The 23036-nt window shown below is 37.4% G+C and carries 22 protein-coding genes and 1 riboswitch; of the genes, 14 read left to right on the top strand and 8 right to left on the bottom strand.

The genetic code is table 11. The features are described from left to right. Positions 1 to 45 precede the first annotated feature (45 nt). Complete coding sequence (locus MHI22_RS10220; RefSeq protein ID WP_340811876.1) at positions 46 to 1242, top strand: MFS transporter; 1197 nt, start codon at positions 46 to 48, stop codon at positions 1240 to 1242. A gap of 119 nt (positions 1243 to 1361) precedes the next feature. Here the strand turns inward: MHI22_RS10220 and rpsD are convergent, their stop codons facing one another. Further along, positions 1362 to 1964 carry a 30S ribosomal protein S4 gene (rpsD, locus tag MHI22_RS10215; protein ID WP_036118865.1) on the bottom strand — a complete coding sequence of 201 codons (603 nt, stop codon included), beginning with the start codon at positions 1962 to 1964 and terminating at the stop codon, positions 1362 to 1364. A gap of 473 nt (positions 1965 to 2437) precedes the next feature. Here rpsD and MHI22_RS10210 point away from each other — a divergent pair, with 473 nt between their 5' ends. Continuing rightward, positions 2438 to 4321 (top strand): sensor domain-containing diguanylate cyclase, encoded by a 1884-nt coding sequence (locus MHI22_RS10210; RefSeq protein WP_036118866.1) that lies wholly within the window; start codon positions 2438 to 2440, stop codon positions 4319 to 4321. Between the two features lie 86 nt (positions 4322 to 4407). On the opposite strand, the gene MHI22_RS10205 is transcribed toward MHI22_RS10210, so the two are convergent. Both MHI22_RS10205 and hisJ read right to left on the bottom strand, forming a co-directional pair. Next, positions 4408 to 4887, bottom strand: coding sequence for a GAF domain-containing protein (locus tag MHI22_RS10205; protein ID WP_036118867.1), 480 nt, complete (start codon positions 4885 to 4887; stop codon positions 4408 to 4410). Between the two features lie 24 nt (positions 4888 to 4911). Continuing rightward, positions 4912 to 5706, bottom strand: coding sequence for a histidinol-phosphatase HisJ (gene hisJ / locus MHI22_RS10200; RefSeq protein WP_271910712.1), 795 nt, complete (start codon positions 5704 to 5706; stop codon positions 4912 to 4914). Between the two features lie 163 nt (positions 5707 to 5869). Between hisJ and ezrA the strand changes: the two genes are divergently transcribed. The 5 genes from ezrA to MHI22_RS10175 all read left to right on the top strand — a co-directional run bounded on the left by ezrA (position 5870) and on the right by MHI22_RS10175 (position 10957). Next, the gene (ezrA, locus tag MHI22_RS10195) at positions 5870 to 7570 is read left to right on the top strand and encodes a septation ring formation regulator EzrA (protein ID WP_036118869.1); all 1701 of its coding nucleotides are present in this window, start codon (positions 5870 to 5872) and stop codon (positions 7568 to 7570) included. A gap of 108 nt (positions 7571 to 7678) precedes the next feature. Beyond that, positions 7679 to 8125: a GNAT family N-acetyltransferase gene (locus MHI22_RS10190; protein ID WP_254777867.1), complete on the top strand. Its 447-nt coding sequence runs from the start codon at positions 7679 to 7681 to the stop codon at positions 8123 to 8125. Positions 8126 to 8231: 106 nt separating this feature from the next. After that, on the top strand, positions 8232 to 9386 hold the full coding sequence (locus MHI22_RS10185; RefSeq protein WP_340812711.1) for a cysteine desulfurase family protein: 1155 nt from the start codon (positions 8232 to 8234) through the stop codon (positions 9384 to 9386). Continuing rightward, positions 9386 to 10597, top strand: a complete 1212-nt coding sequence (gene thiI / locus MHI22_RS10180) for a tRNA uracil 4-sulfurtransferase ThiI (protein ID WP_340811872.1) — start codon at positions 9386 to 9388, stop codon at positions 10595 to 10597. Before MHI22_RS10185 ends, thiI begins: the two co-directional genes overlap by 1 nt. A gap of 144 nt (positions 10598 to 10741) precedes the next feature. After that, entirely contained in the window at positions 10742 to 10957 is a 216-nt protein-coding gene (locus MHI22_RS10175; RefSeq protein WP_036118875.1) for an alpha/beta-type small acid-soluble spore protein, read from the top strand. 70 nt (positions 10958 to 11027) lie between these two features. Here MHI22_RS10175 and thiE read toward each other — a convergent pair whose 3' ends face one another. The 3 genes from thiE to thiM are packed head-to-tail and all read right to left on the bottom strand — an operon-like array spanning position 11028 to position 13238. Further along, positions 11028 to 11669, bottom strand: coding sequence for a thiamine phosphate synthase (gene thiE, locus MHI22_RS10170; protein WP_036118877.1), 642 nt, complete (start codon positions 11667 to 11669; stop codon positions 11028 to 11030). Beyond that, positions 11659 to 12483: a bifunctional hydroxymethylpyrimidine kinase/phosphomethylpyrimidine kinase gene (gene thiD / locus MHI22_RS10165; RefSeq protein ID WP_036118890.1), complete on the bottom strand. Its 825-nt coding sequence runs from the start codon at positions 12481 to 12483 to the stop codon at positions 11659 to 11661. The genes thiE and thiD overlap by 11 nt, the downstream gene beginning before the upstream one ends. Continuing rightward, a complete protein-coding gene (thiM, locus tag MHI22_RS10160) occupies positions 12471 to 13238 on the bottom strand; it encodes a hydroxyethylthiazole kinase (RefSeq protein WP_036118892.1) in 768 nt (255 codons plus the stop codon). Before thiM ends, thiD begins: the two co-directional genes overlap by 13 nt. Positions 13239 to 13330: 92 nt before the next feature. Beyond that, positions 13331 to 13428, bottom strand: a riboswitch (TPP riboswitch). A gap of 190 nt (positions 13429 to 13618) precedes the next feature. Here thiM and mbcS point away from each other — a divergent pair. The 5 genes from mbcS (at position 13619) to MHI22_RS10135 (ending at position 18697) form a co-directional block, all read left to right on the top strand. Further along, the gene (mbcS, locus tag MHI22_RS10155; protein ID WP_340811870.1) at positions 13619 to 15220 is read left to right on the top strand and encodes an acyl-CoA synthetase MbcS; all 1602 of its coding nucleotides are present in this window, start codon (positions 13619 to 13621) and stop codon (positions 15218 to 15220) included. A 166-nt stretch (positions 15221 to 15386) separates the two neighbouring features. Then, positions 15387 to 16400 (top strand): signal peptide peptidase SppA, encoded by a 1014-nt coding sequence (gene sppA, locus MHI22_RS10150; protein ID WP_036118896.1) that lies wholly within the window; start codon positions 15387 to 15389, stop codon positions 16398 to 16400. A gap of 12 nt (positions 16401 to 16412) precedes the next feature. After that, the gene (locus tag MHI22_RS10145; protein ID WP_340811868.1) at positions 16413 to 17039 is read left to right on the top strand and encodes an RDD family protein; all 627 of its coding nucleotides are present in this window, start codon (positions 16413 to 16415) and stop codon (positions 17037 to 17039) included. A 134-nt stretch (positions 17040 to 17173) separates the two neighbouring features. Further along, on the top strand, positions 17174 to 17677 hold the full coding sequence (gene tpx / locus MHI22_RS10140; RefSeq protein WP_004226187.1) for a thiol peroxidase: 504 nt from the start codon (positions 17174 to 17176) through the stop codon (positions 17675 to 17677). Between the two features lie 90 nt (positions 17678 to 17767). Then, positions 17768 to 18697: a class I SAM-dependent methyltransferase gene (locus MHI22_RS10135; RefSeq protein ID WP_271910709.1), complete on the top strand. Its 930-nt coding sequence runs from the start codon at positions 17768 to 17770 to the stop codon at positions 18695 to 18697. A 209-nt stretch (positions 18698 to 18906) separates the two neighbouring features. Here MHI22_RS10135 and MHI22_RS10130 read toward each other — a convergent pair whose 3' ends face one another. Beyond that, positions 18907 to 19356: a universal stress protein gene (locus tag MHI22_RS10130; RefSeq protein ID WP_036118901.1), complete on the bottom strand. Its 450-nt coding sequence runs from the start codon at positions 19354 to 19356 to the stop codon at positions 18907 to 18909. 425 nt (positions 19357 to 19781) lie between these two features. On the opposite strand from MHI22_RS10130, the gene ald reads away from it, so the two are divergent. After that, a complete protein-coding gene (gene ald, locus MHI22_RS10125) occupies positions 19782 to 20897 on the top strand; it encodes an alanine dehydrogenase (RefSeq protein WP_036118902.1) in 1116 nt (371 codons plus the stop codon). Positions 20898 to 20945: 48 nt separating this feature from the next. Here the strand turns inward: ald and MHI22_RS10120 are convergent, their stop codons facing one another. Beyond that, positions 20946 to 22034 carry a M24 family metallopeptidase gene (locus MHI22_RS10120; RefSeq protein ID WP_089934177.1) on the bottom strand — a complete coding sequence of 363 codons (1089 nt, stop codon included), beginning with the start codon at positions 22032 to 22034 and terminating at the stop codon, positions 20946 to 20948. 233 nt (positions 22035 to 22267) lie between these two features. Here MHI22_RS10120 and MHI22_RS10115 point away from each other — a divergent pair, with 233 nt between their 5' ends. After that, a complete protein-coding gene (locus MHI22_RS10115) occupies positions 22268 to 22951 on the top strand; it encodes a metal-dependent hydrolase (protein WP_089934174.1) in 684 nt (227 codons plus the stop codon). Positions 22952 to 23036 lie beyond the last annotated feature (85 nt).

Genomic DNA, 23036 nt, shown 5'->3' with positions numbered 1-23036 from the left:
ATTATCTAACTATAAGCTAATCAAACTAAAAGGGTGATTTATTTAATGAACATTGTAATTTCAGGAAATCGCGCAAATTATACTTTAATGACAACTATTCTAGCCTGGACAGGTATGGTGGTGATGTCGAGCCTCTATTTAACAATACCTCTTATTAGTTTATTCAGTGATTATTTTCATATTTCATTGTCTAAAGCAGGTTTTACATCAAGTGTTTTTTCACTTGGCTTTGCGCTAGGGTGTTTTTTCTATGGTGCAATATCAGAAAAATATGGACGTAAAAATGTCATCGTATTTGGGCTTTTTTCATTAAGTGTGATAACGTTACTTCTAGGTTTAGTTAATGATTTTTCTTTTATTCTTCTAATGAGAGGATTACAAGGGCTTGCGGCAGCTACATTTTCACCAGTAGCGCTTGCTTATACTCTTGAGGTTTTTCCAAATGATCGAAAAGTTGGGGCAGTTGGTTTTATTAGTACGGGATTTCTTGTAGCGGGTATAGTTGGTCAGGTATTTAGTGGATATGTAAGTGAACATAGTCATTGGCACGTCATCTTTTATGTGCTTGCAGTAGTGTATGCTATGACTGCTTTGTTAGTCGTGTGGATCTTACCGAAGGGAATACTTCAGAACCAATCTAAAAATATATGGGCTCCTCTGAAGAAAATCGGTATTATTTTTACCAATAGAAATTTGATATTCAGTTATATCATTGCGTTTGTATTATTAATGTCATTTGTCAGTATGTATATTATTTTAGGTGCATATTTAACGAGTGATTCCTTCGGTATGAATAGTCAAAACCTCATTTACATTCGTGCCTTTGGGATAGTAGGAATGGTGATGTCACCATTTGCAGGTAAATTAGCGAAGCGTTTTAATGTACTATTTGTATTAAAATTGGCCTTATGTCTTTCGATTATCTCACTAACGGTGATGAGCTTTGTTTCAACCATAGCTGGTTTAACGATTATTAGTATTTTATTTGTCGGTGGGATTGCACTGGCGGTTCCTTCATTAGTAACACTTGTTAGTCAGTTAGGCTGGAATATGGGAGGGATTGCGGTCTCTATGTATACAGTCATTTTATTTGCTGGAACAAGTGTTGCACCATTCATATCTGTTTATTTGATACAATCTGGTAGCTTTGCTGTAGCCTTTCTTCTTCTAGCTATCACACTTAGTATCGGATTCGTTTCCGCACTAATGATTACAATTGGAAACAACAAAAGTTTAAATTGATTGTTTAGGGGTGTTAGGATGAAGCTCTAAGTAAAAATTATTATTACAATTATATGGTGAAGACAATAAAAAGGCCCTGAAACCTTGATATATAAGGGATTTCAGGGCTTTTATTGTCATTAACGAGAGTAGTACTCTACGATGAATGATTCGTTGATTTCAGCTGATAATTCAGAACGCTCAGGAAGGCGAGTGAATGTACCTTCTTTTTTGTCAGCGTCGAATGTTAAGTAGTCAGGTACGAAGTTGTTTACTTCGATAGCTTCTGCTACAACAGCAAGGTTTTGAGATTTTTCACGAAGAGAAATCGTTTGACCTGGTTTTACGCTGTATGATGGGATATCAACGCGTTTGCCATCTACTAAAATGTGACCATGGTTAACTAATTGACGAGAACCACGACGAGTACGAGCTAAACCTAAACGGTAAACTAAGTTGTCAAGGCGAGTTTCAAGAAGGATCATGAAGTTTTCACCGTGAACACCTTTCATTTTACCAGCGCGGTCAAATAGTGTACGGAATTGACGTTCGTTCATACCATACATATGACGAAGTTTTTGCTTCTCTTGAAGTTGTAAACCGTATTCTGATAATTTTTTACGTTGGTTTGGACCGTGTTGACCTGGTGCGTAAGGGCGTTTTTCGATTTCTTTACCTGTACCGCTTAGTGAGATACCAAGACGACGTGATAATTTCCAAGATGGACCTGTATAACGAGACATATTGTTGTCTCCTCCTTTAAATTTGGTTTTTTTGTTGTAAAACAAAAACCAGTAGTACCCATTCTTACACGCATTTTATTTTCATGTATTTTCGCCTATGCAGCCGTTAGGTTACGCAATACACCATCTAATTTCCGTTGCTAGAAGAATCTAAGTAGTTGTACATATGAAAATAGAGGAATAAAATACAGTTATAAGCTTATACCACTGCTGCGTTTATTTTACACAAACTCCATTGTAACTGCTCAGGACAAGGACGTCAATTATTAACATATAAAATTTCATCATGAGTTTTCATAGTAGGAAATTCCTTAAGACCTATTTCAAATGATGTGAAAATAGTTAATGATACGCTGTGTAATGTAAAATGTAAAAGTAAGGGATAATTACATAGTCAAAATGACACAAATTATGTATAATATATTATAAGTTAATAGTAATTGATTTGGACGTTATATAGAAAAGGTGATTTCATGACAGACCATTTACAAACGCTAAAATATATAAAATCTGATGTTTTGAGCTTTTGGGTGAGTTCTAATGAAGAACAAGCTAGTTTTAATGGGTATTTTTATTCATTAAAACAGTGTCTAAAGAAGCACTTGAAAATTGATAATGCAGCTTTTCTCAGCTTTGAAGGTAATTCATTAATACCTATTGAGGAGATGGCTTCATTAACAATTGAAACAAAGCTAAATGCTGTGTCATGGCTGATGATCGAAGCTAGTTTTTATCAACAAAAAGTAGTGAAAATTCCTTATATAATAAAAGCAAGACAGGCCTATTCAATGATGACAGATATGGTGCTTTTCCAAGCAGAGGGCAAACATCCCATTGGTGTATTACTTGTGGAGGCATCAGAGTCTTGGAATGACTTTATGACCTCGGATTATGGTGAAGAGTGTATAGAAATACTTTCGAAGGTTCTTCAAATGATGAGGGACAATTTAGATGTCAAAATAAACGAAGATCAATATAGAAAACTCTATAATATGACTGATTTATTTCATTCAACAATGGATATTGATTTAATTTTAGAAAATGTATTGAAAAATATAAGGGATAATTTCCCTGAGTTTAATGTAGAGCTTATATTATCGAATGATCAAGATCGACATACGACCATCGATATTAAGCTTTTTGATTATTTATCAGAAAGACCTGCTACAATTGAGGCTTTTGTATCAGGAGAGTTAACAACAGAACTAGCGAGTGATTTAAATTGTCGATTGTTAAATGCGCCGATAAAGGGCAGGCAAGCTATCTATGGCATCTTGCAAGTAAGTGCACCAACGACTTATCTTTTTTCAACGACTGAAAAAGACTTCGTACGAATGCTTGCACAAGCGTCAGGAAATGCACTTGAAAATGCAAAATTATATCATCAATCGCATCGTCTTGTAAGCGATTTACAACTCATCAATGAAACATCACATCGTTTAAATATGCGGATTGACATTCATGAAATGTTACTTTTCCTACAAAAGCAGTTACTGAAATCTTTTCAACCAATGGAAGTTTGTTTTGCATTTAAAAAAAATGATACGTTTGAAGTGACGGGCGCAAGTACATCTTTGTTCAATGCAGAAGAGGGGCAGACCTATATAAAACATGTTGAGCAGCATTTTGCTCAAACGAATGATCCACTGTTTATTGCCGATTTCAGTCGTTTAACAGCGAATCAAATTGAGTACCGTTCCATTATGGCGATCCCTATATTAATGGAAGAAAAGATCAATGGTTTTAGTATTGTCTTACATAAAGAGCCATATTTCTTTTCGTTCGATAGTTTTAAATTAATGCAATCGTTAATTCATCACTCCTCTTTAGCCATTGCAAATTCAATTTTACGAACACAACTTCAGGAAATGGTCGATTTGGATCATTTAACAAAACTATATGCACGCAGTTATCTCGATCAATTTGTAGAAAAGTCGCTTGAATACGACCAATCTGGGATGTTCTTGTTAATTGATATTGATAATTTTAAGCGCATCAATGACACGTACGGTCACCAAGTAGGGGATAAAATTCTTGTGCAAATAGCGCTCCAATTGAAAGAGACGATTGGTAGTCGTGGGATTTGTGCAAGATGGGGCGGAGAAGAGATGTCTGTTTATGTACCAAATATTAAGGAGCAGGAAGCATTAGAATTAGCATCCGCCATTGTGGAGGTTATTCCGAGTACTACAGATCCACAAGTAACTATTTCTGCGGGCCTCATAACATGGGATGAACGAGACCGACCAGCATTCCAATCTGTTTTTTTACATGCTGATACAGCCTTATATGAAGCGAAAAATAGTGGGAAAAATCGTTTTTGCATTCATGACGGCTCTTATCAAACTAATGTATAGGCGAATAAGGCGAAATGTCTATGGCTGTACAAATAATTTGCCCTGAAATGACAATATAAAACATTTCAGGGCAATTTTTTAATATTTTATAAATGAAGAAGTAATGTTTGGACAAATTGTTCTAAGCCATTGCGGTCTTCCTCTGAAAAACGGCTCACAATGGGGCTATCAATGTCAAGGACACCAATGATCTTGCCTTGTTTTATCAATGGAATCACAATTTCGGACTGTGAAGCAGCATCACAGGCAATATGTCCTGGAAATTCGTGCACATCTTTGACAACAATCGTTTCTTTCGTTGCCACGGATGTTCCACAAACGCCACGACCAATGGGGATTCTCACGCAGGCTGGAAGACCTTGAAATGGTCCGAGTACAAGCTCATTTTCTTGTAGGATATAAAAGCCAACCCAGTTAATGTCAGTTAAAAACTGATTTAAAAGTGCTGAGGCATTACTTAAATTGGCGATCAAATCTGTTTCGCCAGTCAGTAGTGCATCTAATTGTTTGGATAATGTCAGATATTGGCCAGCAATTGATCCTTCGTAATTAATTTTTGTAAACATATAAGCACCTCGTTTAAAAATTATTTATATTGGTAATATAACATTATGATGTTGATGTAAGTCCGTTGTGCTATGTGCATCCGAACCAAATACATATGGCAGTTCAATAGCTTGACTATACTTGATAAAAGTAAATGGAGGGTAAGGCTCCTGACAATATTGTTTGCTTAAACCAGCACTATTTATATCTAGCTCATAGCCCCCACATTTCATGCTGTCTAATACTTCTTTGATGCGTGAGGCATCATTGATTTTTTCATTATGCACTAGCTGAAATTTATGAACAAGAGATGGATGCCCAATCCGCTTCGGCTTGTATGGACCAAGATCGGCCTTAATGGATTGTAGGACAGTATCATAATATAAATCATAAACCTGTTTAACAGAGCCAACTTTTTTTGAAAAATCAATAAAGCACTCAGGAGAAAAGTCGATACAGACAAAGGAATCTTGCCATTGCAAAAAATGGACAGACAAGATCGCATCATCTAAAAAATGTCCATATGTATCAAGGAATTGCCGAGTTTCTTGTTCAAAACCTTGGATATAGTCAACTTCTAACCCAATTCGGATGCGAATATCTTGTGCATACTGTTTTTGTAGGTGTTGCAATTCCTCAAAGTAGGGCATGAGATCATGTGGATTCATTCCGCTATCTTTTTGCGGGGTAGGATCGACAAAATTTTTTGGTAATGGGGCATGTTCAGTAAAGGTGATATCAGTGAAATGGTGAGAAATTGCTTTTTCAATATATTGCACGAAAGAGTCTGAACTGCCATGTGGACAAAAAGGACTATGTATATGCCCATCACGTTTCATAATTTACCACTCCTTTAGCTCTATAGATGCGCTATTTAAGTATTTCACAATAGCGAAAATACAGTTTTCTGAAAAACACTTAAATTTTAGTACAAAAGGCGAAAACATAGTATATAATAAAGACAACTAGCCAATTCGTTTATTGTAGAATAGGAGGCTTACGATGGAGTATATCATCATTCCGATTATCCTACTATTAATTTTAGCCATAGTAGGATTTATGATGCGAAGAAAACATGTTGCAATCATTGCAAAACTTGAAAATGAAAAATTACAAATTCAACATAATCCTATAAATGAAGAAATTTCAAAAGTAAAATCTTTAAACATGAACGGTGAAACGGAAGAAATGTTTGAACGATGGCGCAATACTTGGGATGAGGTCATCGATGTACATATGACTAAAATTGATTCATTGCTATTTGATGCTGAGGATCAAATTAATCGACTTCGTTTTAAAAAAGCGACGTTTATAGAACGTGAAATTGAAGATTATATTGAGAAATGCGAACAAGATAAAGATAAAATTTTAGAAGAACTGAATGAATTAATTGGCAGCGAAGAAAAAAATCGAATTGAAATTGAACAATTAAAGGAATATTATCGCTCAGCAAGAAAGACTTTGCTTGCTCACCAACATTCATTTGGTGTAGCGTTACCTGCACTTGAGAAAAAGCTAGAAACATTTGTACAAAAGTTTGAAGAGTTTGATGTATTGACAAATGATGGGAATTATTTGCAAGCACGCGAAATTGTCATTAGTTTAAATCAAGAATCACAGCAGACCTTTGAATTTATTAATGATGTCCCAACTATTTTAACGGAATTACAAGTGAAGCTACCAGGAGCGGTTCAGGAATTGCGGAATGGTCAGCGTGAAATGGAAGATCAATCTTACTATTTACAGCATTTAGAATTGACTGAGGCATTAAATAAGTATGAAAAAGAGTTTGATGAATTAAAAAAAGACTTAGCAGCGCTTAATTTAACAGTAGTTAAACCTCGTGTGACAGAAATAAATGAAGAAATCGATCATTTTTATGATTTACTTGAAAAAGAGGTTATTGCTAAAAATTACGTTGATCAAAATTGTGAGCGTTTATTAAGCTCCATCACTAATGTTATTTCTTCAACAAAATTAGTGAATGATGAAGCGACCTATGTGCAACAAAGTTATCATTTGAACGAAAAGGATGCAGAAATTCCGAAAGCTGCATTAAAGCAATTAGAAGCATTACAACGTCGCTACGACTTATTAGCTATGCGTGTGAGAGAAGAAAAATCGGCTTATTCTAGTTTACAGGAAGAATTAATCGAAATTAGTGAAGAGCTTGAACGAATTCATGAGGAGCAAGGACATTTATCAAATACAATGAAGAAACTTCGAATTGATGAAAATAAAGCCCGCGCTCAAGTTGAAAATTTAAAGAAAATATTACAAGATACAGATCGCTTATTGAACAAGGCCAATATCCCAGGAATCCCTGAGGAAATGGATGCACGTCTTGATGAGGCTGCAGAGCACATCTACATTGTTATGCAAAGCCTGCAAGAAGTACCGCTAAATATGGGGACTGTTCATAATAATTTAAATGCTGCCACACTGTGCGTAGAGGATGTAAAAGTCAAAGCACATGAGTTAATAGAAAATGTTATGCTTATTGAACGTATTATTCAGTATGGAAATCGTCATCGTGCTTCGAATCCAACATTGAACGCGCGTTTAAAAGAAGCTGAAGAGGCATTCCATCAATTCCGTTATGCGAAAGCATTAGAAGAAGCAGGAACAGCTGTTGAAGAGATGGAGCCAGGTGCTTTAAAACGTATTCAAGAAATGGTTGCAGAAGAGTCTATGTCAAATTAATTCAAATAACTGTTAGCTGTCTAAAAAGTATAGCGATTACTTTTTAGACAGCTTTCTTTATTAAATAGAGGGAAAGGTGTGATACGGTTGAAGCTGTCGCTACGAGAAATGAATGAGAAGTATGCGAGTGAAATTTTACAATGGCATTATGCAGCACCATACGATTTTTATAATAATGATTTATCAGATGAAACCTTACAAGAAATGCTCGAAAATCCCTACTATGCTATCTTTAATGAGCGGGAGGAGTTAATCGGCTATTATTGCACAGGCACAGCCGCACAAGTACCGAAAGGACATGACATTGGGGCATATGCAGAATGCTATGTAGATATCGGCATCGGTATGAAGCCCAATCTAACTGGTCAAGGCTTAGGGACGGCATTTTTTTCGTTTATTGTCAAAACAATTCAACAAGAGCATCAACTACCGCTTCGTTTAACTGTGGCCCGATTTAATAAGAGAGCCATTTGTCTTTATGAAAAATTCGGCTTTGTCAAAGATAGTGAATTTAGTACACCAACAGTTTTTATTACAATGTTGAAAAAAGTGTAATATGCTATTTAAAATTTGAAGAATCGTGAAAGTTAGTGGTCAATCGCCAAAGATTGCGTTATGATAAATACCGTTAAATCAACGTTTTGAAAGTGTGTGAAAAGTGATGGTTAAGACAATTTATTTAGATAATAGTGCAACAACAAAACCTTTAACAGAGGTTATGCAGACATTTATGGTAGTGAATGAGCAGTATTATGCCAATCCTGCATCCATCCATGCCATGGGAGTTGAAGCAAATGATTTATTAATGCGTGCACGTGAGCAAGTAGCAGATATTTTGCAGACAGAGGCAAAAAATGTGCTATTTACTTCAGGTGGGACCGAGTCAAATAATGCAGCTATTTTTGGTATAGCACGTAGTAATACACATATAGGAAAGCATATTTTAACGACTGAAATAGAACATCCATCGGTTTTAGAAACAGTTAAACAGCTTACAAAAGAGGGCTATGAGGTTGACTATCTTCGAGTTGATCAACATGGAGTCATTTCTTTAGAGGAGCTGCGTGCTAAAATACGTAAAGATACAATTTTAGTTAGCATTATGCATGTGAATAATGAAATGGGTGCTATCCAGCCTATTAAGGAAGCAGCAGCAATGATTCATGAAATGAGTAGAGCAGCTCTTCATGTTGATGCTGTTCAAAGCTTTGGGAAATTAGCTGTGTCCTTTAATGGAGAAGAAGGTCCAGACAGTATTGCTATTTCTGGTCATAAAATTCATGGCTTTAAAGGCTCAGGTGTATTAGCTTTTCGTAAAAGCATGAGATGGCAGCCTTATGCACTTGGTGGAGGTCAGGAATTTGGTTTGCGAAGTGGTACTGTAGCGGTACCGCAAGCAGCTGCATTAGCAAAAGCGGCTCGATTAGCAGTAGAAACATTGAATGACCGTGCAATGAAATACCGTCAATGGCAAGATGAAATTCGTACGCAACTAAAAGGATACGGAGAGGCAGTGCATATTTTATCGACTCCACAAGGAGCTGCACATATTTTATCGTTCAGTGTTCGTGATTTAAAAGGGGAAGTCATTATTAATGCTATGCAAAAACGTGGCATCATTGTGTCAACATCAAGTGCTTGTTCATCGAAGCAAACGAAAGCAAGCCATGTTGTCGAGGCTCTGCACCTCGATGAGCATTATAAAAAAGGTGTAATTCGTATGAGCTTTGGTGCGCATAACACAGCACAAGATATAGAAAAGTTTAAACAAGTACTAGCAGAAGTCATACTGGAACTCAAAGGAGAAATTAAGTAATGATTTGGAAAGAAATTTTAATTCGATATGGTGAGCTTTCTACAAAAGGTCGCAACAAAATGGATTTTATCCGTCGCTTACGTGAAAATATTCGTCATGCTTTTGCCGATCTAGGACAGCTGCATATTCGTACAGAGCGTGATCGTATGTTTATTGCTATAGAAAACGAAACACAAATGCGGGCACTCGTAACAGGCTTACCTAAAATTTTTGGTATTCAATCTTTTAGCCCTGTGGCTGCATGTGAAAAAGATATAGAAAGTATGAAGAAACTTGCCATCACTATAATGGAGACATTTAAAGATGAGCAGCATACATTTAAAGTAGAAGTGAAACGTACCGATAAAACATTTCCTTTAGAATCTCATGCCATCCAACGTGAGATTGGTGGCTATGTTTTACCGCAATTTCAAAATTTATCAGTCAAAGTGAAGCAGCCTGATATTGAACTACGTGTAGAAGTTCGTCATGATGCAACATATATGATGGCACAAGTTATTCCTGGCGCAGGTGGAATGCCTGTAGGGTCTAATGGAAAATCTTTATTAATGTTATCTGGTGGTATTGATAGCCCTGTTGCAGGTTATTTAATGATGAAGCGAGGCGTGCGATTAGAAGCGATTCACTTCTTTAGTCCACCATATACAAGCGAAAATTCATTAGAAAAAGTAAAGGTACTTGCCAATGAACTAACGAAATTTGGTGCTAGTATTCGTTTACATGTCATTCCATTTACTGAAATACAAGTTCTTATTAAAGAGAAAGTGCCTTCTAATGTATCGATGACAACAACACGCCGTATGATGTTGAAAGTAGCTGATCAGGTGCGTGAGGAAATTGGGGCACTTGCCATTGTAACAGGTGAAAGTCTTGGGCAGGTAGCGAGTCAAACGCTTGAAAGTTTAACAGCGATTAATGCTGTAACGAATACACCTATTTTGCGTCCGTTAATTTCATCAGATAAACTCGAAATCATTGATATTGCAGAAAAAATCGGCACATACGAAACATCTATTCAGCCATTTGAAGATTGCTGTACGATTTTTACACCTACAAGTCCAAAAACAAAGCCGAAGCTTGAAAAGGTCGAGCATTATGAAAGCTTCTCTGATTTTGATGAGCTAATCGAGCGAGCAGTAAAAAATCGAGAGGTCTATATTTTCCCTAAGAAAGAAGAGCAACAACAAGATAAGTTTGCAGAACTATTATAAGGATTCAAAGCCGTCTCAAAGTCCATTTTGAGACGGCTTTTTTATATTACTGGCTAGATGCCATTAGAGGTACAATTTACCTTTAAAATTTTCGTATTAAAAATCGAATATCGCACATTCTATATTCACAAGGAGGTGAGACACATGACTTCAAACAACAACCGCAGTTCAAACAAGCTTGCAGTACCTGGTGTACAACAAGCACTAGATCAAATGAAATACGAAATTGCACAAGAATTTGGTGTTCAATTAGGAGCTGAAGCTTCAGCTCGTGCTAACGGTTCCGTTGGTGGTGAAATCACTAAACGTCTTGTACAAATGGCAGAATCTCAATTAAAAGGTATGCCAAACAACCAATAAATGCTGACTAAGCATTTATAAACTTAAAACCAGTGACCATAAAAGGCACTGGTTTTAGTTTGTTTATAGATCATTTTTTTATGCGAGATAATGACGTAAATGTAGATACAGTGTGTGCAATGTCTTGACTTTCACAGATAGCAGAAATAACGGCAACACCATCAGCACCTGCTTGAAAAACAGAATGTGCATTTGTACAAGTAATCCCACCAATCGCTACAATCGGTAATTCAGGATAAAGATGATAAGCTTGCTGTAAAAAATTTGTACCGCATGGTGGTTGTGCATCACTTTTAGATGTTGTTGCAAAGATTGGACCAATTCCTACATAATCAGCATGATGGTCTATAGCTGTTTGTAATTCTTCCTGTGAATGTACAGAAACACCAAGTATCATGTTCCCGATTTTTTTACGTGCTATTTCAACATCTAAATCATCTTGTCCAATATGAACGCCATCGGCACCAATTCGCAAAGCGAGCTCTATATCATCGTTAACGATAAACGGTACATTATACTGCTGACAAAGTTTTTGACATTGGCGTGCAAATTGTTCATAGGCTAATCCAGTTAAGGCAAGAGACCCTTTCTCGCGAAATTGAAACATCGTAATGCCAGCTTGCAATGCCTTTTCGAGGAGATGGATGGGATTTTGTTGAAAAACATTGCCTGTCCCCATAATAAAATAAAGCTGTAAATCCTCACGTTTCATGAATAATTACCTCACAGGCTTCCTTATGCTGTTGATAAGCGAAATGATTTGTAGGTCCGTGCCCGTTGCCGATGGCTAAATCATGCATAATCGCTAATTGAATAAATTTTTTAGCTTCGATAATAGCCTCTTCCATCGCTAAACCTCGTCCAAGAAAAGCAGTGAGTGCTGCTGAAAATGTACAGCCAGTACCATGTGTATTTTTGGTTTGGATTCGTGGAGACTGCATCGAAAAAGATTGTCCATTTTTGAAAAATACATAATCAATGGCATAAAGTGGTTCTGCTAAATGCCCACCCTTTACAATGACGCATTGTACACCTAGCTGTAAAAAGCTTTGAGCCACTTGTTTCATATCCTCAAAATGGCGAATGGTTCTCCCCGTGAGAGCCTCTGCTTCGGGTATATTTGGCGTAACAATCGTAGCTAGTGGTAGTAAAGATGAGCGTAACGCCTCAATAGCTTCTTGCTGTAATAAGCTTTCTCCACCTTTTGCAATCATCACGGGATCCACAATTAGTGGTATGTTTAATTCACCGATCATGCGTGCGATGGCTTGGATAATACCAGAGGAATAAAGCATGCCTGTTTTCATTGCAGCAATCGGAAAATCTTCGACTAACGCTTGAAATTGTTTTTCCACAAACGAAATGTCAATGGGGAAAACACCTGTCACGCCTGTTGTATTTTGTGCAGTTAAAGCTGTAATAACGGAAGTGCCGAACACCTCTAATTCCTGAAATGTTTTTAAATCAGCCTGTATACCAGCACCGCCACCACTATCTGATCCAGCAATCGTCGTTACAATATGCATGATGCTTCACCATCCTTTGATAAACGATGTATAGCATTAAGCAAAGCTATTTGAAAATCACCGATATCTGCAGTGAATGCAGAAGCTAGTACTGCTGCCTTTTTATAGTAAGTGAGTGTTTCTGCTAATTGGTTGTATGGCTTGTTACCTGCGACATAGGCAGCACCACAAAGCGCACTAAGTAAACAGCCAGTACCAGTGACCTCTGTCATTTGTGGGTGGCCACCAGCTATCCACTGGCTATGCTCACCATTTGTTATAAGATCACGTTCACCTGTTACAATAACGATACAATTATATCGTTGTGCCACTAGTAATGCTTCCGTCTCCAGTGACATGGAGCCATGACCACTATCTACACCTTTCTGTTGCCAATCTACATTGGCTATAGCCGCAAGCTCACCGATATTACAGCGAATTACGGCAAATTGTATGTTTTCAAGTAAGTATTGAACGGTTTCCTTGCGATAAGTTGTAGCCCCTGCCCCAACTGGATCTAATATAACTGGAATGCCAAGTGCATTAGCTTTTTTTCCTGCTAACAGCATGGCGTTTTTGGTGCGAGTATTGAGTGTCCCGATATTAATTAATAATGCTTGTGCCATTGCTACCATTTCCTCAACCTCTTGGCTATCGTCAGCCATAACGGGCGAAGCACCTAATGCTAATAAACCATTTGCTTGGAAATTTGCCACCACATAGTTTGTGATGCAATGAATAAGTGGTTGCTGTTGACGAATTGTTTGAAATATCATTTTAATTTTAGTCCTCCTTTGTGGATGGACGTAAGCATGCAAAAAGGCTCTTTTTATGTGAAAATACACGAAAAAGAGCCTTTCATCTGAAAAAATCGATGTCTGTTGCTCCCTACGTCAGTATTAACTAACAGGTTCAAAGGGTCAGGTTTTACCTTCTCAACTCTTTCGAGTCCCCCTGCAATTTTGCTTTTAGTTGACCAAAATGTACCATACTTTTCATTTGTATTCAATAGCTAGTTTTCCTATCGACAAAACGTGACTGATGCCATATAGCTAGGTATGATAGTTGTCATGACTTTACCTAAATTAAGCGCAAACCATTGAAAATACTGAAAAAGGAGTTTTATAATGTGTCATAGCAAAAGGGGGCATTTGCCATGAAAAGACAAGATTTAGTTGCACCAGAATGGTATAACATAACAGAGGAAATTGAAAAATATGCTCAGGATGCAACGAAAAATGCTTTAATTATTTATGAAGAAAATCAAGCTGTACAATTTATTACATATGCACATTTGATGGAAAAAGCGAATCAAGCAGCACATGTTTTCACCTTACAAGGTTTAACGAAGGGTGATGTGATTTTAGTGATGGTACCACGCTTAGTGGAAGCATATATTGTTTATATTGCAGCATTAAAAGCAGGTTTAACCATCATTCCAAGCTCAGAAATGTTAAGAACAAAAGATATTGAGTATCGCATTCATCACGCCAATGCTAAAGGGGTTGTTGCCTATGAGCCCTATATTGAACAATTTGATGAAGTTGGAAATTTACAGGGCATACAGCAATTTGTCATAGGGAAAGCACATGAGCCTTGGCAGCCTTTACTAGAAAAAATGCACCATCAACCTACAACTTACATAAATCCGACTCCGACAAAAAGTACTGATAATGCATTTTTAGCCTATACAAGCGGCACAACAGGTAACCCGAAGGCAGCGGTACATACACACAGCTGGGGCTATGCTCATTTACGAACAACAGCACCACATTGGTTAGGTGTACAAGAAAATGATATTGTTTGGGCAACAGCAGCACCTGGATGGCAAAAATGGATATGGAGTCCCTTTCTCGCTACATTAGGCAGTGGTGCTACTGCATTTGTTTACAAAGGTAAATTTGATGCTGCTTCCTATTTGGCAATGCTTGAAAAATTCAAAATCAATGTATTATGCTGTACACCAACTGAATATCGTTTTATGGCATCACTTGAAAATTTACACGCATATGATTTACATGCAATTCGCCAAGCTGTATCAGCAGGTGAACCGTTAAATAGTGAGGTTATCAACGTATTTTCAGAAACATTCCATTTACAAGTGCGAGATGGCTATGGTCAAACGGAAAATACATTACTTGTTGGTACAATGGTAGGGATGGAGGCGCGAGTTGGCTCAATGGGAAAACCTACTCCTGGCAACACTGTTAATATTATTAACGATTTCGGCAATCCTGTTGCAGTGGGAGAGGTGGGTGATATTGCTGTTCATCGTGAAACACCAGCTCTCTTTAAAAAATATTTAAATGATCCTGAACGTACAAATTTACAATTCCGTGGTGATTGGTATATAACAGGAGATCGTGCCTACAAAGATGAAGATGGCTACTTTTGGTTTGAGGGTCGAGGAGATGATGTCATTATCTCCTCGGGTTATACAATTGGTCCCTTTGAAGTAGAGGATGCTTTGATGAAGCATCCAACTGTGAAAGAAGCTGCTGTCATTGCCAGTCCAGATAAAGTTCGAGGAAATATTGTAAAGGCATTTATTGTTCTTCGTAATGGTGAAATTGGTGATGAAACACTTATTCAAACACTTCAAAGTCATGTGAAATCATTGACTGCCCCATATAAATATCCACGTGCTATTGAATTTGTCGAAGAGCTACCCAAAACATCCTCTGGAAAAATTCGACGAGTTGAATTACGACAACAAGAAACAAAGCAATGCCATTCATCATCATTTCCTAGGAAATAATGTCGAAAATCAAAGTTCATGCAAAGGTATGGACTTTGATTTTTTTTATTTTTTTAGGTAAGGTAATATGAGGAAATAAATAGCAACAAGCTTTTTGCATATTATTGCAAAAAAATGAAACAAATAAGCAAGTCATTCGTATTACGTGTTGAGGAGGCGGAAAGACATGAATGTAAAAAGGTGGGTTGCTTTAGTAGTCGCAGGTGTTCTTTTACTATTTTCATTAGGAATTAATACCATTTTTGCCCTATTTAAAGCAGATTTCCTAGGTAATTTTGATAGTTTGATGGCTGGGAATAATTTAGATGTATATGAAAATGTCATTGAAGGGGACAATTTTGATAAGCGAATTGCTTATTTAAAGGTAGATGGAGCGATTCAAGATATCGGCTCAAGTACATTATGGCAACCAGTTGCCTATGATCATACATTTTTCTTAGAGCAATTGGATAATATTTTGTATGATGATTCGATACAGGGCGTTGTTTTAAGCGTCAATTCACCAGGTGGTGGTGTGAAAGAATCTGCAGAAATCTATAAAAAGCTGCTAAAAATTAAAGAAGAACGACAAATTCCAATTTATGTATCGATGGATTCGATGGCAGCATCAGGTGGTTATTATATTTCAGCACCTGCAGATAAAATCTTTGCCCATCGTGATACAATAACAGGCTCAATTGGCGTCATTATGCAATCCATTAACTACCAAGCATTGGCTGAAAAAGTAGGAGTTAAATTTGAAACGTTTAAATCAGGGGAGCATAAGGATATGCTAAGCCCAATGCGTGAAGTGACACCAGAAGAACGTGCAATGATGCAGGATATGATTAATGAAACGTATGAAGAATTTGTAGACATTGTAGAGCAGGGACGTAATATGTCTGAAGCAGAAGTGAAGAAGGTTGCAGATGGTCGTATTCTTGGTGGCACAAAAGCGCTTGAAGCAGGTTTAATCGATGAAATTGGTGATGAAGAAGCAGCCATCGCTGCTCTACGTGCAGATTATGGACTGGAAGATGCTGCTTTATTTGAGTATGCGTACGATATGGGAGGCTGGCAATCATACGTTGGGATGAAAATTGGCTCCATGTTTGGTCCATCTGCAGAAGAAAAAATGCTAATGAAAATTATGACCGACTACAGTGCACCGAAAATGATGTATTTATACGGGGAATACTAAGGAGGGAGTACAATGACAAACAATGAATTTGTTATGCAAGGTTCACCCTCTATGGAAAATGGCTTTCTTATGAACGCTCCAGATGAGTCAGTAAAGCATAAAAACTATGCTTTAAAAACGGCTGGTTTTTGGATTCGGTTTTGGGCATTTTTATTAGATGGATTCATTATTTCTGCTGTAGTTGGAATACTTATCAATCCTATCTTTTATCTAATGGATTGGTCCTTATCAGAATCTGTTTGGTATGCACCGATTTCAATCATCACAGCGAGCCTCTATTATAGCTATTTTGTACTGATGACAAAGTTCTTTGGGCAAACACTTGGAAAAATGGTTTTTGGCTTACGTGTTATTTCATTAAAGCATGATAAGCTTACTTGGTCAGATGTGTTATTCCGTGATTGGATTGGCCGCATTATCAATAATATTTTTATGCCTCTGTATATTTTGGTAGTCATTTTACCAGAAAATCAAGGGTTACATGATTATTTTGCAGATACAGCAGTGGTGCACGAAAAAGTCTTTGTTGAAAAGGATCCAGCACCAGCCGCTTTGCCAAAACAGCAAGAGCAGATAGAAACGACTGTGCAAGAGGAAAAAATAGAACTAGCCAAGCTAGAGGAAAAAAATGAACAATAAACAAAAGGCTGTCTCCTAATTCGAGACAGTCTTTCCTATTTCTAAGCTAGTTCTTCTAAAGTAAGCTATCTTAGTTGCAATTAATTCCCTTCATTTAGTAATATTATGTACATATGAAATAAGGAGGCGTTTATATGGCACAAGTAACATTTAAAAATGGTCCAGTAACACTAGTAGGAAATGAAGTAAAGGTGGGCGATCAAGCTCCAGATTTTACGGTATTAGCGAATGACCTATCACCTGTAACATTAAATGATTCAGAAGGTAAAATTCGTCTATTTAGTGTTGTACCATCATTAGATACTGGTGTATGTGATGCACAAACACGCCGTTTTAATGAAGAAGCAGCTAACCTGGGTGACAATGTAGTTATTTATACAGTATCTGTCGATCTTCCATTCGCTCAAAAGCGTTGGTGTGGTGCAGCAGGTATTGATGCAGTGCAAACTGTATCAGATCACCGCGATCTTTCATTTGGTGAAGCGTATGGCGTGTACATTCAAGAATTACGTCTTCTGACACGTGCAGTATTCGTTGTGGATGCAAATAATAAAGTAACATATGTTGAATATGTACCTGAAGCTACAGATCATCCAAACTATGAAGCGGCCATTGCAGCTGTTAAAGCACTAGCATAATGAGCTGCTTTTAGGCTAAGATAATACTAGACAAAGGGGCTGTGACGAGAGTTTGTCACGGCTCTTTTCTGCGTGAAAGGAAGTTTAAATATGGAAAACATCGAGAAATTATTTGGTCTGCTAAATGAGCATGCTGAAAAGATCGAAAAAGAACAAGATTTAACATTGTTAGAAGGGTTGCTAGATGGTCTTGAGGCATGGCTTGATGGCGAAGTGAATTTTTCACAAAAGGATGCAACAAAAGAGGATATTCGCAAAGCTATTCAAATCGCTATTTTAAAAGGAATGCGCAAAGGGTCGCAGCCAAACCATCAAATGACACCTGATACGTTAGGGTTACTAGTTGGCTATTTTGTGGAGCAAATATTTGAAGAGCGCCTTGCAAACGAAAAAATGTCAATTATGGACCCAGCCGTAGGTACGGGGAATTTACTACTAACAGTCATGAATTTATTAGATGGAAAAGTGGAAGCGACAGGCGTAGAGGTTGACGAGCTATTAATTCGTCTTGCTGCTGCTACTGCTGATTTAACAGAACAGCCTATTTCCTTATACCGTCAAGATGCCTTAGAAGATTTATTGGTAAACCCAGTGGATGCCGTTGTTTGTGATTTACCTGTAGGCTATTATCCTAATGAAGAAGTAGCACTCGATTATGAATTATGCGCAGCAGAGGGGATGAGTTATGCTCATCATCTATTCATTGAGCAATCGATGAATTATACGAAGGATGGCGGCTATTTATTTTTCCTTGCGCCATCACATCTTTTTGACTCCGAGCAGTCTAAGCAACTACACAAGTACATTCAAAAGCATGCTTGGATTCAAGCCATTATTCAATTACCTGAGGCTATGTTTGCCAATAAGGCATTAGAAAAAAGTATTGTGATTTTGCAAAAGCAAGCAAAGGAATTGAAAGCACCTAAAGAAGTACTATTAGCAAAAGTACCGAATATGCAGAATAAGCAAGCTCTTGCGCTGTTCTTTGAAAAAGTGAGGATGTGGAAAGAGGGCAAATAATTGCTCTGGAAGCCGACATAAGTAAAAAGATGATGTTACTACTAGCAGAAAAAGACCTTTTGGTAAGGTGAGGGTGATTTCTGTTGGACCAGCGTCCTTTAGAATGAAAAGCCTTTTTCACCCTTCATAGAAATTCTAGTGATCGTTTTGTTTTTCAACACAATGTAAAAAGGTATCCTATGGAAGGATACCTTTTTATGTATTGCGAATTAGTTTTCTGGTGTACGGATAACAAGTACGTCACATTTAGCTGAACGTACAATTGCTTCAGATACTGAACCGATTAGGAAGCGTTCAACTGCATTTAGACCAGTTGCACCACAAATGATTAGATCTGCGTCTACGACTTTAGAAAGCTCTTTTGTAATGATATTTTTAGGAGAGCCGTACTCAATGATAAGATTAACGTTTGTTAAGCCTTCATCTTCAGCTTGTTTTTTGTAACCATTTAATAGCTCTTCAGAGAATGCTTGAGCACGTTCTGCAATGGAACGGTCATATGCTTCGATTGCAGCGAATGAACGTGTATCAATAACATTTACTAGATTTAAGACAGCACCTTCGTTTCGTTTTGCAACATCAATTGACTTACGAAATGCATATTCAGCTTCTTTTGAGCCGTCTACTGCAACAACAATGCTTTTATAATGATTAGCCATTTTGAAAAACCTCCCTAATTTGTATATGTTGATTATACCAAATGATTTTCTAAAGGAAATACTTTCCGAAAGAAAAATATGAAAAAGTGAAGACATTTCATTTCAAAATGTCAATTATATACACTTACTTAATTCCCACTATTTACAGCGTGTAAACGCCTTTTGATCGGTAGAACTTGTGGAAGTATTTACTTCGTTAGCAACTGTTATAGCCGTCTTTTTAGTTTTCAAATATAATAATTTATACCATTATTCATCGTTTAAATATTTAGTATTTTATAAATGTTAGAAATTTTATTTGTATTTGCTTTAGTTAAAGCTTTTTTTGCATTTGTTTGGTAATATGGAATGGCAAGGGGTGCATCAATTCTTAGTTACATAATAATGATGCTTATTTTTTATGCTATGGAAGGGGATAGGAAACAATGAAGATTGGTATTCCAAAGGAAATTAAAAACAATGAGAATCGTGTAGCCATGACACCAGCAGGAGTTGTAACTTTAACACACGCAGGTCATGAGGTATACATTGAAACTGGAGCAGGCTTAGGGTCAAGCTTTACGGATGCTGATTACATTGCAGCAGGAGCTCATATTGTTCAAACTGCTAAAGAAGCATGGTCACAAGAAATGATCATGAAGGTAAAAGAACCTGTAGCTTCTGAATATGATTATTTCTATGAAGGTCAAATTTTATTTACGTATTTACACTTAGCGCCAGAGGTTGAACTAACTCAGGCACTTTTAAATAAAAAGGTTGTAGGTATTGCCTACGAAACAGTGCAATTAGCAAACGGTTCATTACCATTGTTAACGCCTATGAGTGAAGTAGCTGGTAAAATGGCTACGCAAATCGGTGCACAGTTCTTAGAAAGAAACCATGCTGGTAAAGGTATTTTATTAGGTGGCGTTTCAGGTGTGCAGCGTGGCAAGGTGACAATAATCGGTGGTGGTATCGCAGGAACAAATGCTGCAAAAATCGCTGTTGGCATGGGTGCGGATGTGACAGTAATCGATTTAAGCCCAGAACGTTTACGTCAATTAGAAGATCTGTTTGGTCGTGATGTTCAAACATTAATTTCAAATCCTTATAATATTGCAGAATCAGTGAAAGATTCAGATTTAGTCATTGGTGCGGTGTTAATACCAGGCGCAAAAGCACCGAAACTTGTATCTGAAGAAATGATTCAGTCAATGCAAGCTGGCTCTGTTGTAGTCGATATTGCGATTGACCAAGGCGGTATTTTTGCTTCGTCTGATCGTGTGACAACTCATGATGACCCAACATACGTGAAACATGGCGTAGTACATTATGCAGTAGCAAATATGCCAGGAGCAGTACCGCGCACATCAACAATTGCTTTAACAAATAATACAATTCCATATGCACTTCAAATTGCAAACAAAGGCTATAAACAAGCTTGCCTAGATAATGCGGCACTGAAAAAAGGTGTGAATACATTAGATGGACAACTAGTCTATAAAGCAGTGGCAGATTCACAAGGTCTTCCATTTGTCGAAGTGGATGAGTTAATTCAATAAATCAAAAAAGGAAGCACTACACTAGTTGCTTCCTTTTTTTGTGTGTAATTATAGAACAATTAAATCTTTCGGGAATTTTGTTAATACTTCAACGCCATCTTTCGTTACAACTACATCATCCTCAATGCGTACGCCTGTCACATCTGATTTATAAATCCCTGGCTCAATTGTAAAGACCATGCCTTCTTCCATCGTCATTTCATTTGCACCTGTAACGGATGGGAATTCATGCACAGAAATTCCAAGGCCATGACCAAGACGGTGAGTGAAATATTCACCATAGCCAGCTTCTGTGATAGTATCACGTGCAATTTTATCTAAGTCCATCGCACGAATACCTGGTTTTACAGCTGCGACAGCATTTGTATTGGCAGCTAAAACAGCGTGATAAATTTCCTTCTGTGCTTCACTAGGCTCCCCAAAGGCAACAGTACGCGTAATATCTGAGCAATAGCCATCGTAAATAACCCCAAGGTCAAATAATACCATATCCCCTTTTTCAATTTTACGTGCACCTGGCTTGCCGTGAGGAGAGGCCGTTTTTGGACCACTTAATACCATTGTTTCAAAGGACATTTTGCAACCTTTATCTTGAATAGCACTTTCAATCGCTGTTAGAATTTCCATTTCTGTTTTCCCTTCAGCGATCTCCTTACAACCGATTTCAATTGCATAGTCTGCTAGCTCCGCAGCTTTACGTAATTTTTCTAATTCAGTCCCATCTTTGATGACGCGCATAGCATTAATCTTTTCATCAAGGCGAACAAAGTTAGCCTGTGGGAATGATTGCTGTAAAGCTTCTAAACGCTCGACGATTAGTTGCGCTTTTTCAATAGCAAACGTAGTCGGATTAACTTGGCGTGAAATGATTGCTTGCGCAAGAACGTCCATTGAGTTTTCAGTATCCTGATGGCCGATTACCTCATAAGACCAACCTGCTGCCTTCGCATCTGGAATCTCCATTTGTGGACAAATTAGAAAAGGCTCGGCATCTTTAAAAATCATGACTCCTAGTAATCTTTCATGTGGATCACTTTTAAAGCCTGAAACGTAAAAAACATTGTCAGGTGTTGTTACGAATGCTGCATCGATGTGATGTTGCTGTAAATAACTTTGGATTTCTTCGACCTTTGACATCAATATGTCCTCCTTTTAGTACATGGGAAATTTTACGTAAAAAAGCGTCGACTCTATAAAGCAATGTCGATGTTCCTTTTCTAGTACTGAATAATTGTGCGCTAACAGGGTATAAGGCTGTTAGAGAACACTACGATTATTCTCTGTACAAGCATATCAAAAAAAGGGAAAAAGCGCATGAGTAGCGAATTAAAATGATGAACTGTAATTTGGTTTTCGAGGAGGATTTTAAAATGGAAATTAGTTATCATGGACATTCAGTTGTCAAAATTCAAACAAACGGGAAAACAATTTTAATTGACCCTTTTATTAATGGCAATGGGCAAACAGACTTAACGGTGGCAGGAGAAGCACCAGATATTATTGTACTTACACATGGACATAATGATCATGTTGGGGACACAGTGGAGCTAGCGAAGAAAAAAGATGCGTTAGTCATTGCCCCAAATGAATTAGCTAATTGGATCTCTTGGCAAGGTGTAAAAGCGCATCCAATGCATATTGGAGGTGCTAAGGAGTTTGACTTTGGTAAGGTGAAGTTTACACAAGCCTTTCACGGTTCATCTTATGTAACAGAGAATAATGAGATAATTTATATGGGTATGCCAGCAGGGGTTTTATTATTTGTTGAGGGATTAACGATTTATCATGCAGGTGATACAGCTCTATTTAGTGATATGAAATTAATTGGCGAACGACACCCTATTGATATTGCATTTTTACCGATTGGGGATAATTTTACAATGGGACCAGAGGATGCAGCTTGCGCGGTTTCATTCTTAAAGCCGAAAATTGTCGTACCAATTCATTACAATACATTCCCACCAATCGAGCAGGATCCACAAATTTTTGCAGATTTAGTGCAAAATACAGAGGTTCAAATTTTGAAAGCTGGCGAAAAAGTAAACTGTTTCTAATCGTTGACAGGGCTGTACTATATGAATTGACACCACGCTAGTAGTTGAAATGATGGGGAAAGTTAAACAATTTGATCACTTTATA

Origin of the sequence: Lysinibacillus sp. FSL L8-0312, from assembly GCF_038003285.1 — a bacterium.
GTDB classification, from domain to species: Bacteria; Bacillota; Bacilli; order Bacillales_A; family Planococcaceae; genus Lysinibacillus; species Lysinibacillus fusiformis_D.
The sequence above is the reverse complement of the archived record's forward strand: the minus strand, read 5'-3'. Positions and strand labels throughout refer to the sequence as shown.